General features: G+C 63.5%; 15 protein-coding genes. 11 read left to right on the top strand and 4 right to left on the bottom strand.

Going from position 1 to position 15,641, the window contains the following annotated elements; genetic code table 11:
* Window positions 1-190: 190 nt before the first annotated feature.
* From GTA51_RS11650 to GTA51_RS11625, 6 genes are all read left to right on the top strand, one after another.
* Complete coding sequence (locus tag GTA51_RS11650; RefSeq protein WP_160961283.1) at window positions 191-1,390, top strand: aspartate aminotransferase family protein; 1,200 nt, start codon at window positions 191-193, stop codon at window positions 1,388-1,390.
* A gap of 272 nt (window positions 1,391-1,662) precedes the next feature.
* Complete coding sequence (locus GTA51_RS11645; protein WP_160961281.1) at window positions 1,663-2,427, top strand: ABC transporter ATP-binding protein; 765 nt, start codon at window positions 1,663-1,665, stop codon at window positions 2,425-2,427.
* 84 nt (window positions 2,428-2,511) lie between these two features.
* Window positions 2,512-3,636, top strand: a complete 1,125-nt coding sequence (locus tag GTA51_RS11640; RefSeq protein ID WP_160961279.1) for a branched-chain amino acid ABC transporter substrate-binding protein — start codon at window positions 2,512-2,514, stop codon at window positions 3,634-3,636.
* A 57-nt stretch (window positions 3,637-3,693) separates the two neighbouring features.
* Complete coding sequence (locus GTA51_RS11635) at window positions 3,694-4,611, top strand: branched-chain amino acid ABC transporter permease (protein ID WP_160961278.1); 918 nt, start codon at window positions 3,694-3,696, stop codon at window positions 4,609-4,611.
* Complete coding sequence (locus tag GTA51_RS11630) at window positions 4,595-5,818, top strand: ABC transporter permease subunit (protein WP_160961276.1); 1,224 nt, start codon at window positions 4,595-4,597, stop codon at window positions 5,816-5,818. The genes GTA51_RS11635 and GTA51_RS11630 overlap by 17 nt, the downstream gene beginning before the upstream one ends.
* A 3-nt stretch (window positions 5,819-5,821) precedes the next feature.
* Window positions 5,822-6,538, top strand: coding sequence for an ATP-binding cassette domain-containing protein (locus GTA51_RS11625; protein ID WP_160961275.1), 717 nt, complete (start codon window positions 5,822-5,824; stop codon window positions 6,536-6,538).
* Between the two features lie 162 nt (window positions 6,539-6,700).
* Here the strand turns inward: GTA51_RS11625 and GTA51_RS11620 are convergent, their stop codons facing one another.
* The 3 genes from GTA51_RS11620 to GTA51_RS11610 form a co-directional block, all read right to left on the bottom strand.
* A complete protein-coding gene (locus GTA51_RS11620; RefSeq protein ID WP_160961273.1) occupies window positions 6,701-7,894 on the bottom strand; it encodes an ABC transporter substrate-binding protein in 1,194 nt (397 codons plus the stop codon).
* Window positions 7,840-9,066: a tetraacyldisaccharide 4'-kinase gene (locus tag GTA51_RS11615; protein WP_160961272.1), complete on the bottom strand. Its 1,227-nt coding sequence runs from the start codon at window positions 9,064-9,066 to the stop codon at window positions 7,840-7,842. The genes GTA51_RS11620 and GTA51_RS11615 overlap by 55 nt, the downstream gene beginning before the upstream one ends.
* A gap of 63 nt (window positions 9,067-9,129) precedes the next feature.
* Entirely contained in the window at window positions 9,130-9,846 is a 717-nt protein-coding gene (locus GTA51_RS11610) for a Bax inhibitor-1/YccA family protein (protein WP_160961270.1), read from the bottom strand.
* Between the two features lie 114 nt (window positions 9,847-9,960).
* Between GTA51_RS11610 and GTA51_RS11605 the strand changes: the two genes are divergently transcribed.
* Genes GTA51_RS11605 through GTA51_RS11595 form a run of 3 tightly spaced genes read left to right on the top strand, consistent with a single transcriptional unit; the run spans window position 9,961 to window position 12,414 of the window.
* Complete coding sequence (locus GTA51_RS11605) at window positions 9,961-10,929, top strand: ABC transporter ATP-binding protein (RefSeq protein WP_160961269.1); 969 nt, start codon at window positions 9,961-9,963, stop codon at window positions 10,927-10,929.
* Window positions 10,919-11,896, top strand: a complete 978-nt coding sequence (locus tag GTA51_RS11600) for an ABC transporter ATP-binding protein (protein ID WP_160961267.1) — start codon at window positions 10,919-10,921, stop codon at window positions 11,894-11,896. The genes GTA51_RS11605 and GTA51_RS11600 overlap by 11 nt, the downstream gene beginning before the upstream one ends.
* 23 nt (window positions 11,897-11,919) lie before the next feature.
* Window positions 11,920-12,414 (top strand): hypothetical protein, encoded by a 495-nt coding sequence (locus GTA51_RS11595; protein WP_160961266.1) that lies wholly within the window; start codon window positions 11,920-11,922, stop codon window positions 12,412-12,414.
* A gap of 109 nt (window positions 12,415-12,523) precedes the next feature.
* On the opposite strand, the gene GTA51_RS11590 is transcribed toward GTA51_RS11595, so the two are convergent.
* On the bottom strand, window positions 12,524-12,847 hold the full coding sequence (locus tag GTA51_RS11590) for a hypothetical protein (protein WP_160961264.1): 324 nt from the start codon (window positions 12,845-12,847) through the stop codon (window positions 12,524-12,526).
* Window positions 12,848-12,989: 142 nt separating this feature from the next.
* On the opposite strand from GTA51_RS11590, the gene GTA51_RS11585 reads away from it, so the two are divergent.
* Together GTA51_RS11585 and GTA51_RS11580 are read left to right on the top strand one after the other, a co-directional pair.
* A complete protein-coding gene (locus GTA51_RS11585; RefSeq protein WP_160961262.1) occupies window positions 12,990-13,397 on the top strand; it encodes a Ros/MucR family transcriptional regulator in 408 nt (135 codons plus the stop codon).
* Window positions 13,398-13,539: 142 nt separating this feature from the next.
* On the top strand, window positions 13,540-15,495 hold the full coding sequence (locus GTA51_RS11580; protein WP_160961261.1) for a B12-binding domain-containing radical SAM protein: 1,956 nt from the start codon (window positions 13,540-13,542) through the stop codon (window positions 15,493-15,495).
* The last annotated feature ends 146 nt before the right edge of the window (window positions 15,496-15,641 follow it).

The raw sequence follows: 15,641 nt of genomic DNA, 5'->3' as shown, positions 1-15,641 counted from the left end.
CCACAGGGCCTCGCCCTTCGGGCGAATATACGTGTTGCCGGTCGAATTTGGGAGTTGCTGCGGGGGCACGCCCCACCCCGTTAAAAGTTTTTGTGGAAGGTGGGGGTCTGGGGGAGGGAACCCCTTTTTTCCAAAAAGGGGTTCCCTCCCCCAGGATCTCACTATCCATCCACCATAAAGGAGAATCGCGATGAGTGAAGCGTTCGACGCGCTGCGGGCGCGGGAGCAGGCATCCGTCATGAGCACCTATGGCCGGTATCCGTTGGCCGTGGCCTCGGCCGACGGCTGCCGCATGCGCGATCTCGACGGCCGCGAATATACCGATCTGCTGGCCGGCATTGCCGTGTGCAATCTGGGCCATTGCCAGCCTGAAGTGGCCGACGTCATTGCTGCCAAGGCCCGCGAACTGGTGCATGTGAGCAATGTGTTTTACCAGCGCGAGCAGGTGGAACTGGCCGAAGCCCTTTTGGCCACCTGCCACATGGGCAAGGTCTTTTTTTGCAACTCCGGGGCCGAAGCCAATGAAGGGGCCATCAAGCTGGCCCGGCGCTATATGCGTACGGTGAAAAACCGCGACGCCTATGAGATTGTGACGCTCACCCAATCATTTCACGGCCGCACCCTGGCCACGCTGACGGCCACCGGCCAGGACAAGATCAAATTCGGCTTTGATCCGCTGCCCGAGGGTTTTATCACCGTTGCGGCCGGCGACATCGAGGCCCTGCGCGCTGTTATCAGCGAGCGCACGGCGGCGGTGCTCCTGGAGTGCATCCAGGGCGAGGGCGGCGTGAAGCCCTTTGCACCGGAGTATCTCGACGCCGTGGCGCAGCTTTGCCGCGAGCGCGATGTGCTTTTTATGATCGATGAGGTCCAGACCGGCATGTGCCGCACGGGCAAGTTCTGGGCTTTCCAAAATTACGGCCTGACCCCGGATGTGTTCACCTGTTCCAAGGCCTTGGCCAACGGGCTGCCCATGGGCGCGGTGCTGGCCGCCGACGCTGTGGCGGCCGGCTTTGTGCCCGGCTCCCATGCCACCACCTTTGGCGGCGGGGCGCTGGTGGCCTCGGCGGCCCTCAAAACCATCGAGATCATGCACCGCGACAAGATTGCCGAGCGGGCCGAGCGCATGGGCGATTTCGCCTTGGCGCTTTTTGGCGAACTCAAAGACCGCTTCCCGGACAAGATCGCCGATGTGCGCGGCATGGGGCTGATGCTTGGCATCGAGCTGACCTTCCCGGGCGCGGCTGTCTGGAAGGCGCTGCTCGACGCGGGCTTTGTGCTCAACCTGACCCAGGACACGGTGCTGCGTCTGCTGCCGCCGCTGGTCATTACGCAGGAGGATCTCAAGGCGTTTGCCGAGGCTTTGGCCCAGGAATTGGCCCGGGTCTAGCCGACGTTTCGAATGCTCTTTTTGACAAAAACCGAATATTGGCCTGGGGCGGCGGGAAAAACCGTTGCAACGTCGGCCGGCTGCGCAAACGTCCAAAAGGGGCGGCAGCCGGCCGGCCCGGCCTTCTTTGAGAGTTTTTTTGTCAAATAAATCAGTGGTCTTTCCCTTTTTCGCCGATTGGGCAGCGCCTGCGCCGCCTGGGTTTTAACCTGCCGGAAGCCCTGAAAATTCCGCTTTTTTTTCCGCTGATTTTTTCGTATAGGGTCAGTCCCATGGCCCACTTGTGTCTTTCCGACGTCAGCGTCCACTTCGGCGGGCTCCAAGCCCTCACGGAAGTCAATTTCGATCTGCGCCCCGGCGAGATCGTCAGTCTCATTGGCCCCAACGGGGCCGGCAAAACCACGATCTTTAACGTCATCACCGGCGTCTACCGCATTTCCGGCGGCGCGGTGAGCTACGACGGCCAGACCATCTCGGGGCTGCGCCCCCACCACATCCTGGCCCGGGGTATTGCCCGCACGTTCCAAAATATTCGCTTGTTTACCGCCATGACGGCCCTTGAAAACGTCATGGTGGCCCGGCATTGCCGCAGCCGCGCCGGCGTCGTCGGCGCGATCCTGCGCACCCGGCGGCAACGCACCGAGGAGCGCGACGTGCGGGATCGGGCCATGGCCGCCCTGAGCTTTGCCGGCCTTGGCGAGTTCGCCCATGCCGTGGCCAAAAATCTGCCCTACGGCTTGCAGCGTCGCCTGGAAATCGCCCGGGCGCTGGGGTCCGACCCCAAAACCATCCTGCTCGACGAACCGGCCGCCGGCCTCAATCCGTCGGAAAGCCGCGAACTCATGGCAATGATCCAGCGTATCGCTGCCAGCGGCGTCAACGTGCTCCTGGTCGAGCACGACATGAGCGTGGTCATGAACGTCAGCCACCGGGTGGTGGTCCTTGATCACGGCGTGTGCATCTGCCAGGGCACGCCCGAAGAAGTCCGGTCCAATCCGGCGGTTATCGAGGCTTATCTCGGTTCCGAAGTCGATTAGACAACCGTGCCGCGAAAACGCCCGCACTGGCCGCAACTTCGCGGCGGCAGCGGCGAGACCATGAAGACAGGAGGTTTGCGGAACATGAAAGCCAGAAGCATCATCCTCGCCCTCGTCGCCCTGTGCCTGACGGCCGGCACGGCCTCGGCCGCCACCCTCAAGATCGGAAGCTTAAGCCCGCTCACCGGCTCCTACGCCGCCGATGGCAACGACATTGCCAACGGTACCCGGGCCGCCATCGCCGCCATTGAAAAGGACGGCGGCATCCCCGGCTTTGACAAGATCGAGCTGTTTGCTGAAGACAGCGCCTGCGATCCGCGCCAGGCTGTGGCCGCTGCCAACAAGCTGGTCAACGAGAAAGTCGTCGGCGTCGTCGGCGCGTATTGCTCCTCGGCCACCATCCCGGCCTCGGAAGCCCTGGCCGAAGCCGACATCCCCATGCTGACCCCGGCCTCCACCTCGGAAAAGGTCACCGAGCGCGGCCTGCCCTACATGTTTCGCGTCTGCGGCCGCGACGACGACCAGTCCATCGCCGCCATGAAGTTCATCAAGGACGTGCTGGGAGCCAAAACCATTTTCATCGTGGACGACAAGACCACCTATTCCCAGGGTCTGGCCGACAACGTCGAGAAGCTGGCCGCCAAGGAAGGCCTTAAGGTCATCGCCCATGACCACGTCAACCAGGGCGACAAGGACTTCTCGGCCGTTCTGACCAAGATCAAGGACGCCAAGCCCGATGTCCTGTACATGAGCCTGCAAAACTCCGCCTCCGGTGCCCTCATGCTCATCCAGGCCAAGCGCACCGGCGTCACCGCCGCCATCATCGGCCAGGATGCGGTCTACCATCCCCAGCTCATGGAAATCGCCAAGGACGCCGCCGAAGGCATGTATCTGACCTTTGGCTACATCGACGAGTCCACCCCGTCGTATAAGAAGTTCATGGCCGCCTACGAGAAGTTCGGCAAGCCCGGTGCCTATTCGGCCTACGCCTACGACGCCGCCTATTCGCTGCTCTCCGCCATAAAGGCCACCAAGAGCACCGATCCGGCCAAGATCAAGGCCGAACTGATCAAAACCGAGATGCAGGGCGCGTCCAAGAAGATCAAGTTCCAGGCTAACGGCGAGTCCGGCTCCAACTACATCATCCGTGTGGTCAAAGACGGCCAGTTCGCCAACTTCTGGGATCCCCAGACCGGCAAAAAATACTAGAAACGCTTCGTACAGCAGGGGGGAGGGCGGCCTCCCCCCACCCGGCGGCACCGATCCATGGATTATCTTTTCCAGCAGCTCATAAATGGTCTGACCCTTGGCGGCGTCTATGCCCTGGTGGCCCTTGGCTACACCATGGTCTATGGCATCATCTCGCTTATCAACTTCGCCCACGGCGAAATTTTTGCCGCCGGCGGCTACCTCGGCGTCATTCTTTTAAGCTACATGGCCTCCCAGGGCGTCATGGACAACCATCCCTGGTTCGGCCTGGCCTTTGCCCTGATCCTGGCCATGGGCTACTGCGCCATGCTGGCCATGGCCGTGGAAAAGGTGGCGTACAAGCCGCTGCGTTCCTCCTCGCGCCTGTCCGTGCTGCTCTCGGCCCTGGGCATGTCGATTTTCCTGCAAAACGGCCTCATGCTGACCCAGGGCGTCTACGACAAGGCCTATCCCACGGAATTTACCCACGGCGGTTTCGAGTGGCTCGGCGTTCGCGTCAGCTTCATGCAAATCGGCATCCTGGCCGTCACCGGCTTGCTCCTTGTCCTGCTCAACGCCCTGGTCTTTAAGACCCGCATCGGCAAGGCCATGCGGGCCACCTCCCAGGACAAGGTCATGTCCGCCCTGGTCGGCATCCACTCCGACAAGGTCATCAGCACCACCTTTGCCATCGGCGCGGCCCTGGCTGCCGCCGCCGGCATCATGGTGGGCCTGTACTACGGCTCGGTGCGCTACGACATGGGCTTTGTCCCCGGCATCAAGGCCTTTGCCGCCGCCGTCCTGGGTGGCATCGGCAACATCACCGGAGCCATGATCGGCGGGCTTATTATTGGCATGGTGGAGATTCTGGCCGCCGCCTACATCCCCCACGGCGGCGAGTACAAGGACGTCTTTGCCTTTGTCATCCTTATCGGGGTGCTTTATTTCATGCCCACCGGCATCATGGGAGAAAACGTCGATGACACGCGGGTCTAGGAAATCCTGGCAGTATTTCGGCCTGGGCCTGGCTTGGTTTTATCTGCTCCTGTGGCCGCTTTTGGGCATCCGCGACGGTGCGCTGCATTTTGCCGAAACCACGGCCGTCTGGCTGCGGGTGGCCCTTGGCGCGACCCTCTGCTTTGCCCTTTACCGCCTGGGCAAGGCCGGCCGATTGGACGCGGCCTTAAAGCCGCTGGCCGCCGCCCGCGACGCCGTTGGCAACACGCTCGCCCGCGCCCCGCGCTGGATGCTGCTCCTGCCCCTGGCCGTCTTTGCCTTGAGCTACCCCGTGCTCACCAACCGCTATGCCCAGGACGTGGCCATAAATGTCCTGGTCTACATTTGCCTGGGCCTGGGGCTTAACGTGGTCGTCGGGCTGTGCGGGCTGCTCGATCTGGGCTACATCGCTTTTTATGGTGTGGGGGCCTACACCTACGCCCTGCTTTCGATCCACTACAGCCTGCCGTTTTGGGTGTGCCTGCCCATCTGCGCTGCCCTGGCCGCCATTGCCGGCTGCCTGATCGGCTATCCGACCCTGCGTATGCGTGGCGACTATCTGGCCATTGTCACCTTGGGCTTTGGCGAAATCGTGCGCATTGTGATTAACAACTGGATGGCGCTGACCGGCGGACCCAACGGCCTGCTCGGCATCAAATCCCCGGGCATCTATCTGCCGCAGTTGGTCGATGGCTCCTTTTCTTTTGAATATCTGGTCATCCGCAAGCTCGAATACCTCTATTATATCATCCTGGCCCTGGCCGTTTTTACCATCATTGCCGTGTATCGCATCAATTTTTCCCGCATCGGCCGGGCCTTTGAGGCCATCCGCGAGGACGAGACCGCGGCTGAGCTTATGGGCGTGGACACCTTTCGCTTCAAGCTTTTGGCCTACGCCCTGGGTGCTGTCTTCGGCGGTCTGGCCGGGGCTTTTTTTGCGGCCCGCATGCGCTTTGTCAGCCCCGAGAGCTTCACCTTCATCGAGTCGGCCATGGTGCTGGCCATGGTGGTGCTGGGCGGCATGGGTTCGATTCCCGGCGTTATCCTGGGCGCGCTGGCCCTGGTCGCCCTGCCGGAAATGTTTCGGGGATTTGAATTGTACCGCATGCTGGCCTTTGGCGGGGCCATGGCCTTTATGATGCTGGTGCGCCCGGCCGGCCTGTGGCCGGCGGCGCGCCTTGGCAAACGCAGCGACGATACGGAGTAGCCTGTGGCCGCGATTTTGGAACTTGAGGGCGTGTGCGCCCATTACGGCCGCATCCAGGCCCTTCGCGACGTGTCGTTGCACGTTGGCGAAGGCGAAATCGTCACCATCATCGGAGCCAACGGCGCGGGCAAATCCACCACGCTCATGACCATCTGCGGCATCGTGCGGGCGAGCAAGGGCGACGTGCGCTACCAGGGCGCGTCCATTCTTGATAAGCGCGCCGACGAACTCCCCGCCTTGGGCCTGTGCCAGGTGCCTGAAGGCCGACGCATTTTCCCGCGCCTGACCGTGCAGGAAAACCTCGACATGGGCGCGTTTTTGCGCCGCGACGCCGATGGCATCGCCGCTGACCTGGGTATGGTCTTTCGGCTTTTTCCGGTTTTATTTGAGCGGCGAAAGCAGCACGGCGGCACGCTGTCGGGTGGCGAGCAGCAGATGCTGGCCATTGCCCGGGCCTTTATGGGCCGGCCCAAGATGCTGCTTCTGGACGAACCGTCGCTGGGGCTTTCGCCCATGATTTCCCAGCATATCTTTCGCATCATCCGCAACGTCAACGAAGAGAGCGGCGTGACCATCCTGCTGGTTGAGCAAAACGCCAACATGGCGCTCAAGCTCGCCGACCGGGCCTACGTCATGGAGACGGGTGCCGTGGTGCTGGAAGATACGGCCGCAGCCTTGCGGGAAAACGCCGACATCAAAAAGGCCTACCTCGGGCAGTAATCGCCGGCACGCGCCTCCCCCGGCTGCCCCGCGCTTAGCCAACCACCTCCCGACACCCCCCTTAAAAACCTTCTCCCATTTGGGGGGTCCGGGGGGATCATCCCCCCGGCCGCCGGAGGCATCTTCCCTCTTTGCCTTTTCTCTTCGCTTTCTTTCTTTGCCTTACTGGCCCCCGTGGTCGCACGGCAGCGGCGGCGGGGCTTCGATGGTGTCCAGGCGGCTGCCGCCGCCGGCCACGCGGCTTAAATAGAGGGATTTGACCGGGTTGCCGTCATCGACGAAATCAAACGTGCCGGTCACGCCGTCGAAAGGCGGCAGCTCCATAAGCGCCCGGGTGACGGCTTCGGGCGCGGTGGACCCGGCTCGGGTGACGGCAGCCAGGACCACGCCCACGGCGTCTTGCGTGAGCGCCCCAAGTTCGGTGGGTGCTCGTTTGAGCCTGCGTTCAAAGGCCTCGCCGTAGGCCTTGGCCCGGGAGCCTGGAGCTTCCACGCGCCAATGGTCCACAAAATAAGCACCGTCAAAGGCGGCCAGGCGGGAGACTTCCGGTCCGTCCCAGCCGTCGCCGCCAATGAGCAGGCCGGTAAATCCGGCCTTGCGGGCGGCCAGACCAGCCAACACCGATTCCTTGCTGGCATTGGGCAAAAAAAGGGCCTGGGGCGCGTCGGCCAAAGCCCGATCCATGAGGTCGCTGAAATCCCGGGTGCGGTCCGGGTAGAAATAAACGTTCGGCCGGCCGCCGCAAGCGGTAAACGCCTGGACAAAGGCGTCGGTCAGGGACTGGCTGGACAGGGCGTCCTGGTTGGCGAGAACGGCCACCCGGGTCAGTCCCAGTTCCCGGCTGGCCAGTCGCCCAAGCACCATGCCCTGGAAGGCGTCGCTAAAGGCGATGCGAAAGATGTGGGGGCGACCGGCCGTGACCACGGCAGCCGTGGACGAGGGGGCGATAAGCGGCACGCCGGCAGCCTCGGCGGCCAGGGCGGCGGCGTCGGCCTGGGAACTGGCATAGGGTCCGATGATGACGGTGACGCCGTCTTTCCCCACTAATTTTTTGACGGCCAGGGCGGCCTCTTCCGGGGAATCCTTGTCGTCGGCAATGAAAAGCCGCACCCGGCAGGGCTGGCCGTCGATGACCGCCGTGCCGGCTTCGTTGGCGGCATGCACGGCAAACCGGGCCGCTTCCAGGGCGTCGCGTCCGGCCCGGAAGCCTTCACCGCTAAACGTGGCCACAAAGCCCAGGCGCAGTTCGTGCGGTTTGCGGCCAAAGCAGCCGGTGACAGCCAGCAGACCGAGCGTCAGGGTCAGGGTGGCGAGGAGGGCCGGCACGAAGAAGCGGCGGCGCGGGTGCTGTGGCATGGACGCTCCTCGTCGGGCAGACGGTTGTGAAGGACAGCCCCGAAATGGTCTTCCCACCAGGCGAGAAACGACTGGTCGGTAAAAAGGGTCGGACCAAAGACCACTTCCGGGTCATACGTCCAGACCGACAGGCCGTCCAGACAGGCCCCGCCCTGGCGCAGCTTGAGGTCAAAGCGGGGGCTGGTGACGATGACCGAGACCTTTAAGCGGATGGCGTCGGCCCGCAGATGCTCGAAATCCTGGCGGGTGAAGCGGTGGCGGTCGTGGACGTAAAAGGCCATGCGCGGCGCGGCTTCCAGGTCGCGGCGAAACAGTTCCGGCAGGCTGTCGCGGTCGGACTCGCCAAGCACGGTGATGTAGGGCGTGCCGGCCAGGGCCGAGGCTGCGGCCGGGCCGTCGGGACCGCGCCAGCGCCAGATGGAAAAGGTCATGCCGAAGACGGGTTTGCCGTAGACGGCCAGCCGTTTCTGGGCGGCGGCCATGGCCGCGTCCAGGGTCAGCGGTCCGGCGTGGACGCAAAAGGCCGCCGCCCGGGACAGCACGTCCGGGGGGCGTCGCCAGGAGCCGGCCGGGAACACCCGGCCAAAGCCCGCCCCCAGATCGTCGGGGGTGAGGATGGCCAGTTCCAGATCGCGGCGCAGGCGCGGCTCGCCCAGGGCGTCCTGGAGCACCAGCATGTCCGGGCCAAAGGCGCGCACGGCCGAGGCTGCGGCGTCGCGCGGGTCGGCGTCGATGAGCACGCGGCCTGACGGGGCGTAGCGGGCGAGAAGGGCCGCTTCAACGCCGGCTTCCTCGGGGCTGGTGCCGGGCATGACCTGGAAGGGCCGCACCGGCGGACAGCCGTCGCCCACCGGCCCGGCCACGGCGGCCGTGACGCCCCGGGCGGCGGCCCAGCCCAGCAGCCAGGAGGTCAAAAGCACCCGGCCCCGGCAGTCGGCCGACATGCCGCCCACGGCCACCGTGGCCGCCGCCGGCCGACAGACCCTGGCCAGTCCCAGGGCAAAGCAGCGGGCTTCAAGCCGTCGGTAGAGGCTGAAAAAAAATGCCGGCAGGGTCAGCAGCAGGGACAGGAACAGGCGGCCCCATTCCCGGGGCGCGGGACGGGTGGACGAAAGGGCAGAGGGGCGGGAAGGCTTATCCCTTCGCCGCCGGGTGCGACGTGCGTTGGCCATGGCTGGGATGGCCCGTTTCCGGCCCGAAGACCGGCCGGAAACGGGCCGTGTGAATGGTCTCGCCTAGTCCCGGCTTGAGCCGCCGCCGAAAAGGCGCAGCATCATGAGGAACAGGTTGACGAAATCGAGGTAGAGGGTGAGCGCCCCGAGGATGGTGCCCCGGCGCACGGCCGTGGCGTCATCGGCCGGAGCCATGTCGCCCATGACCTTGAGCTTTTGGGTGTCATAAGCCGTCAGCCCCGTAAAGACCAACACCCCCACGCAGGAGATGATAAAGTCCATCGCGGCGCTTTTGGTGAAGATATTGACGACAGAGGCGATGATGATGCCAATGAGGCCCATGAACATGAAACTGCCCAGGCCCGTCAGGTCGCGCTTGGTCATAAGGCCGTACAGGCTCATGGCTCCGAACATGCCGCCGGTGACCAAAAAGGCCTTAAAGATCGTGGCCTGGGCGTAGACCATGAAGATGGACGACAGGGTGACGCCGTTTAAGGCGCTGTAGAGCATGAAAAGGCCGCTGGCGGTGCCGGCGGACAGCCGGTTGATGGCGGCGGACAGGCCGACCACCAGGGCCAGTTCGGCGATGATCAGGCCGAAAAAGATGATCTGATTGCCGAAAACGGCCTGGCGGATGGCCGGGCTGGTCACGACGAACATGGAAACGGCAGCCGTGACCAGAAGGCCCAGGCTCATCCAGCCGTAGACGCCGCGCATGAAGGCGTTTACAACCTCGGCTCGGGACTGGGTCGTTGGCATCGAGCGATATGGGGAGCTCATCCGTGTGTCCTCCTTACGAGTAACAAAACTATTTTCAGTCTATAACGCGTCGTTTGGCCGGTGGCAAGGGGAACCGGCCCGGGCAAACGGCGGGGGCAACCCAACGGAAGGGGCATGGGGCACGCGCTTTTAGAGGTTACGGGGCTGACCACGGTGTTCGACGGTCCGGGCGGGCCGGTCACGGCCGTGGACGGCGTGAACCTGTCCGTGGACCGGGGCGGCGTCCTGGCCGTGGTGGGTGAATCGGGCTGCGGCAAGACGGTCTTGTCCCTGTCCATGCTTGGCCTTGTTGCGCCGCCGGGGCGGGTGACGGCCGGGCGGGTGGTTCTTTCCGGCACGGACATCCTGGCCCTGCCCGAATCCGGGCGCCGGGCCATCCGGGGCCGGCGGGCCACCATGATCTTTCAGGAACCCATGACTGCGCTCAATCCCGTTTTGACCATCGGCGAGCAGGTGGCCGAGCCGCTGCGCGTCCATGCCGGGGCCTCGCGCCGGGAGGCGCTTGACGCTGCCGAGGCGATGCTGGCCCGGGTGGGGCTGCCCGAACCGCGCCGCCGGATGCTCGGCTATCCCCACGAACTGTCCGGCGGCCAGCGCCAGCGGGTCATGATCGCCATGGCGCTCATGCTGTCCCCGGAACTGCTTATTGCCGACGAGCCGACCACGGCACTCGACGTCACGGTCCAGGGGCAGATTCTGGAACTCATGCTCGATCTGGCCAGGGAGGCCGGCACCGCCATCCTGCTCGTCACCCACAATCTGGGGGTGGTGGCCCAGACCGCCGATGCCGTGGTGGTCATGTATTCCGGCCGGGTGGTGGAAAACGCCCCGGTGGCTGCTTTTTTTGCCGGTCCGGCCCATCCCTACTCCCAGGGGCTGCTGGCCTCCCTGCCCCAGGTGGGCGACCTTGGGCGACGGCTGACCCCCATCCCCGGCACGGTGCCGAGCCTGTCCGCCCTGCCGACCGGCTGCCATTTCCATCCCCGCTGCCCCCGGGCCTTTGAACCCTGTTCCCGGCAAACCCCGCCGCTCTTTGATCTTCCCGGCGGCCGGCAAGCGAGGTGTTGGCTCCATGCATCCTGACGCCCCCGCTGCCACCCTGCTGGAACTGTCCGGCGTGGCCCGCCATTATACCACCAAAGAGGGATTTTTCGCCCGCCGCGAGCGCGTGGTGCGGGCTGTTGCCGGGGTGGATCTGACCGTGGCCCCGGGCGAGACGTTGGGGCTGGTCGGCGAGTCCGGCTGCGGCAAATCGACCCTGGCCCGCATGGCCGTGGGCCTTGAGCCGCCCAGCCAGGGCACGGTGCGCCTGGACGGCCTTGATCCCTGGGCCGGTTCGCCGGCCGGGCGGCGGCGTTTGCCGCGGCTGGTGCAGATGATTTTCCAAGACCCGTATGCGTCGCTTAATCCGCGCCTGCCCATCGGCTGGACCGTGGCCGAGGGGTTGCGGGCCATGGGCGAAGGCTCGGCCCGGGAGCGTCGGGCGCGGGTGGCTGAACTGCTTGAGCAGGTGGGGCTGTTGCCGGAGCACGCCAAGCGTTTCCCCCACCAGTTTTCCGGCGGCCAGCGCCAGCGGGTGGCCATTGCCCGGGCCTTGGCGCTCTCCCCGGCCCTTTTGGTCTGCGACGAGCCGGTTTCGGCCCTGGACGTGTCGGTGCAGGCCCAGGTCATCAATCTGCTGGCCGATCTCAAGGCGCGCCACGGGCTGGCCTATCTGTTTATTTCCCACGATCTGGCCGTGGTCGGGCATTTAAGCGACCGGGTGGCGGTCATGTATCTGGGGCGGGTCATGGAACTGGCCCCGGCCCGCGCGCTTTACGCCGGGCCGCTGCATCCGTATACCAGGGCGCTGCTCGCGGCCGTGCCGGGACTGGACCCCGGGGCGCGGCGACGGGCGGCGCTGCCCGGCGAGACGCCCGATCCGGCCGCTGCGCCGTCCGGCTGCGTCTTTCATCCGCGCTGCGACCGGGCCATCCCGGCCTGCGCCGAGGCGGTGCCGCTTTTGGCCGAGGTCGCGCCCGGACATTTCGCGCGCTGTGGGCGTTTGTAACGACATGTGAAGGAGAACTCGCGATGGACAACATCGAAGAAAAAGCCAGTCAGGAAATCTTTCGGGTGTTTATGGCCGAGCACTGGGTGCGGTTTTATTTCGCCATGGAAAACGAGGGCGTGGTGTTCCTCGACGTGCCGGCCGAGGCGATTGAGGAGCTTAAAGGCTATGATGCGTCCCTGGCCGAGTTCGTGGCCGGGGTCAATGGCCAGCCCATAGACCAGGAATCCTCGCGTCGGGCCGTGGGCGAGTTTGTCTTCCGGGTCATGGAAGGCGGTATCTATCCTCCCGGACTTGTGGCCCGGGCCTTTGACGGCAAACCGCTGGGTCTGCTGCTCAAGCTCTTTTCCGTCTGGCTGTCCGGCCACGAAGGCATGCTCGACGAGGCCGTACTGCCGTTTTCCCAATGGGAACAGCATTTTGGCACCTGGCGCCAGGATCCGGCCGTGGCCCGCTTTGCCACGACCCTGGCCGCTGCCGGCAATCCGGCCACCCCGGCCAGCGGCGCGATTCACTAAATCCCGTAACGTCCTTTCCTTCCGGTCAATGCGGCCCGGAGACGCGGTTGCGGCCGCGTCCCCGGGCCGTTTTTTTTGATCCGGCCCGTTTCCCCGCCGGTTCCCATTATTATTTGCGATACCGCCAGCCGCGATTGTGCATGCACCGGGTGTAGGCGTCCTGGTTGGCGTCGTCTTCGACCACGTTGGCCACATAGCGCCCGGCCTGGGCCTCGATGGTGGGGTCGAACTCGAAGCGGTCCAGGGCGTAGGTGGGTGGCACGGCGTTGTTGGCTTCGGCCTTGCACAACTCTTTGTCCTGGGCCAGCCGTTGCTTGGCCTGGGACTGATCAATGATGTTGGGATTGACGTAGGACGCACCGCAGCCGGCAAGTCCGAGGACAATCGCCAGCAGTGCGGCGGTAATCGCCGCCGGATGCAGCGTCAGATTCATGTGTCTTCCTTTGCTGGATGATTTCATGGAAGGATAGAAGACGTGGGGGAAGGGTGCAACCTTTTTCGCCCGGCAGCGACTGAGCATCCAGACCTGCTGCGAAAATCGTCAATTGATCCTGAAAAAGCCCGGAGGAACCGATATGGAAACGCATGTGTCGCTGGCACTGGAAATCGTTACAGCCCAGGCCAAGGTCCGCATGATGGGTGAAGAAGAAATCCGGTCCATGGTGGCCAGTCTGTCCGCTGTCATCCGCAGCATGGAACAGGCCCCGGGACTGGTCGAGGATTTCCCGGCCGGGACGTCGGCGAGCGCCAAAAAGGCGGTCAGGGAACGCACCATTACCTGTCTGGAGTCGGGCAAGTCGTTTAAAATGATCACCCGCCGGCATCTGGCCAAGTATGGTCTGACGCCGGACGATTACCGGGCCAAATGGGGCTATGCCAAGGGCACGCCGCTGGTGTGCAAGTCCCTGCAACGTTTGCGCCGCAAAAAGATGCAGGAGATGCGCTTGTGGGAACGCCGCACCCAGGACCAAAGCGCGGCCTAGCATCACGTTCTGGAAACGCTGCCAGGGCTCATACTCCGATGCAGCTTACGATTTTCTCAAGGGGCGTCGGATAATGCGTACGAAGAAAAAGCTGCTCCTGATCAATCCGCCGGCCAACGCCAATACCGGCAGCCAACTCCACTTGGAAAATCTCGGGCTTGCCTCTGTCGCCGCAGCCGTGCGGCAACAGCTTGGCGACACGCACGAAGTCCATCTCTGGGACTGTTCCCTCATCGATCCGTCGGCCCACTACATCCCGGCCTTGCTGCGCTCCCTTACGCCTGACTACGTCGGCCTGACACTCTCGACCATGAACGCCGAACACGGCGTGCGCATCGCCAAGCAGATCCGGCAATGTGACGCGGGCATCCGCCTTCTGCTGGGGGGGATTCTGCCCACCACCCTGACGACGGAGGATCTCGCCTGTTTCCAACCGGACGCCATTGTCCGTGGCGAGGGGGAAGTCCTCACGCCCCGGGTGCTGACAGCCCTGGACGCCGTTACGCGGTGGGAGCAGGCCGAAGTCCTGGAATTCCTCCAGGACCAGCCGCTTGACGTTGACACCCTGCCCTGGCCGGCCCGGGATATGCTGCCCTGGCAGCTTCGCCTGCACCCGCAGACGAGTATTGCGGCTTCACGAGGCTGCCCGCACAACTGCAGTTTTTGCAGCATCCCGCAAGCCGGCGGGAAAAGGCTCTGGCGGCCGCGGGATATCGAGGACGTTGTGGCCGAAATGCAGGCTGTGTACCAACGGTATCATTGCGCGCATTTCTATTTTGTGGACGACAATTTTCTGCTTGATACCCCCAGGTCACAACAGCGGGCCGAGCGCTTCGCCACCCTTGTCCTGGAGAAATTGCCCGACATCCGGTTCGGTTTCATGTGCCGTTCCGCCGCAGTTCGGGCTCCACTGTTTAAATTGCTGAAAAAGGCCGGGTTGGCCGGCGTCTTTCTGGGCATCGAGTCTTTTTCCCAGCCTGTTTTAGACCGATACCGCAAGCAGGAAACCGTTGAAGAGCACTTGGAAGCCATAGCAATATTGAACGACCTTGGAATTGTCATCAATCCGGGATTCATTTTCTTCGATCCCTGGACGCGGACATCGGAGATTAACGAGACCATAAACGTCATGAAGCGCATTCAGTTTCAGTCGCTGGAATCAATTAATTCCCGCCTGACCTGCTATGTGGGATCGCATGTTGCGGAGTGCGTCACGGAAACAGTTTCAGGAAAACGTAAAATCGGCATAAAAGACTACGTTATCGAGGACGCCGGCGTCAGAAATACGTTTGAGCAGTGCTGCACGCTTTTTTATTCAATATTGCCTGGAGTGGAAAGTTATAACCAGTACCTCAACAATAGGTACTGCGTAGGTTATATGCTCCCGTATTTTCTCAACGGTGAGCGCGAAGCCCTGCTCATGAAATATTATCGGGAGAGCCGGGCCGGCTGGGAGAAGGGCGACGCCATCGTCATCAGTCTGCTGCAGCAGTGCGCCAATGATGTCCAGTTGGCGATTGAAGAGCTCTGGCCGCAACATTGCGCCGCCGCCGAGGATTGCTGGCGACAGGGAAACGAGGCGTCGGCACGATTTTTCCGGTTGGCGCACATCGTTGCCGTCAATCATATGAAGCGCGGCAAATCTTCCCTATCGCGCCTCATGGCGCTGGTCTTCACGACACCGCACAAAGATTTTAATCTGGATGTGCTGTTTGCGGCCGAAACGGACGGGAAGCGCGACAATGCTGCCGTGCTGGCGGAAATGATGCTGCAGTACCGGGGCAGTCAGACCGAAACCTATTTTCACTATTTATTAAGTCACAACGATGACGCCGCTGCCGCTGCTGCAGTCGAGGCAGCCCTGCACACCTGCCATGCCCCGGTGCTTGCACTGGCGCAAGCCTGTGTCGAGAAGCGCCACACTGCCGTATCGCAGGCGCTGACGGCAAAGCTTGCCCAGGCGAAAGCACTCATTGGACTGGGATTTCCAGAATATGTGCTCGGGCTGGCCCAAGGCGGTTTGGCGGCCCAGGGCCCTGCGCGGCACCTCGCCGTGAAACGTCCTACGTCCGCTTCGGCCAAGCCTGCGCTGACCTAGTCGCTGATTACGCCGTTAACCCCATTTTAAACGGCGCACGCTTCGCACGATCCTGCGCCGACCAGACGCGGATCACAGGGGGGGCCTGGCGGGCGAGCCGGTCCGGTTTTTCCCTGCGGGATTGCCGTCCCAGGCGGTCGGGAGAA

This window comes from Solidesulfovibrio aerotolerans, from assembly GCF_009856865.1.
GTDB classification, from domain to species: domain Bacteria; phylum Desulfobacterota; class Desulfovibrionia; order Desulfovibrionales; family Desulfovibrionaceae; genus Solidesulfovibrio; species Solidesulfovibrio aerotolerans.
Note: the sequence above shows the minus strand (reverse complement) of the source record. Positions and strands in the feature narration are given on the sequence as shown.

Bases quoted from the DNA above. Each gene is read 5' to 3' on its own strand.
- GTA51_RS11650 (WP_160961283.1), top strand. From the start codon at position 191: ATGAGTGAAGCGTTCGACGCGCTGCGGGCGCGGGAGCAGGCATCCGTC.
- GTA51_RS11645 (WP_160961281.1), top strand. From the start codon at position 1,663: ATGGCCCACTTGTGTCTTTCCGACGTCAGCGTCCACTTCGGCGGGCTC.
- GTA51_RS11640 (WP_160961279.1), top strand. From the start codon at position 2,512: ATGAAAGCCAGAAGCATCATCCTCGCCCTCGTCGCCCTGTGCCTGACG.
- GTA51_RS11635 (WP_160961278.1), top strand. From the start codon at position 3,694: ATGGATTATCTTTTCCAGCAGCTCATAAATGGTCTGACCCTTGGCGGC.
- GTA51_RS11630 (WP_160961276.1), top strand. From the start codon at position 4,595: ATGACACGCGGGTCTAGGAAATCCTGGCAGTATTTCGGCCTGGGCCTG.
- GTA51_RS11620 (WP_160961273.1), bottom strand. From the start codon at position 7,894: ATGCCACAGCACCCGCGCCGCCGCTTCTTCGTGCCGGCCCTCCTCGCC.
- GTA51_RS11615 (WP_160961272.1), bottom strand. From the start codon at position 9,066: ATGGCCAACGCACGTCGCACCCGGCGGCGAAGGGATAAGCCTTCCCGC.
- GTA51_RS11610 (WP_160961270.1), bottom strand. From the start codon at position 9,846: ATGAGCTCCCCATATCGCTCGATGCCAACGACCCAGTCCCGAGCCGAG.
- GTA51_RS11605 (WP_160961269.1), top strand. From the start codon at position 9,961: ATGGGGCACGCGCTTTTAGAGGTTACGGGGCTGACCACGGTGTTCGAC.
- GTA51_RS11600 (WP_160961267.1), top strand. From the start codon at position 10,919: ATGCATCCTGACGCCCCCGCTGCCACCCTGCTGGAACTGTCCGGCGTG.
- GTA51_RS11595 (WP_160961266.1), top strand. From the start codon at position 11,920: ATGGACAACATCGAAGAAAAAGCCAGTCAGGAAATCTTTCGGGTGTTT.
- GTA51_RS11590 (WP_160961264.1), bottom strand. From the start codon at position 12,847: ATGAATCTGACGCTGCATCCGGCGGCGATTACCGCCGCACTGCTGGCG.
- GTA51_RS11585 (WP_160961262.1), top strand. From the start codon at position 12,990: ATGGAAACGCATGTGTCGCTGGCACTGGAAATCGTTACAGCCCAGGCC.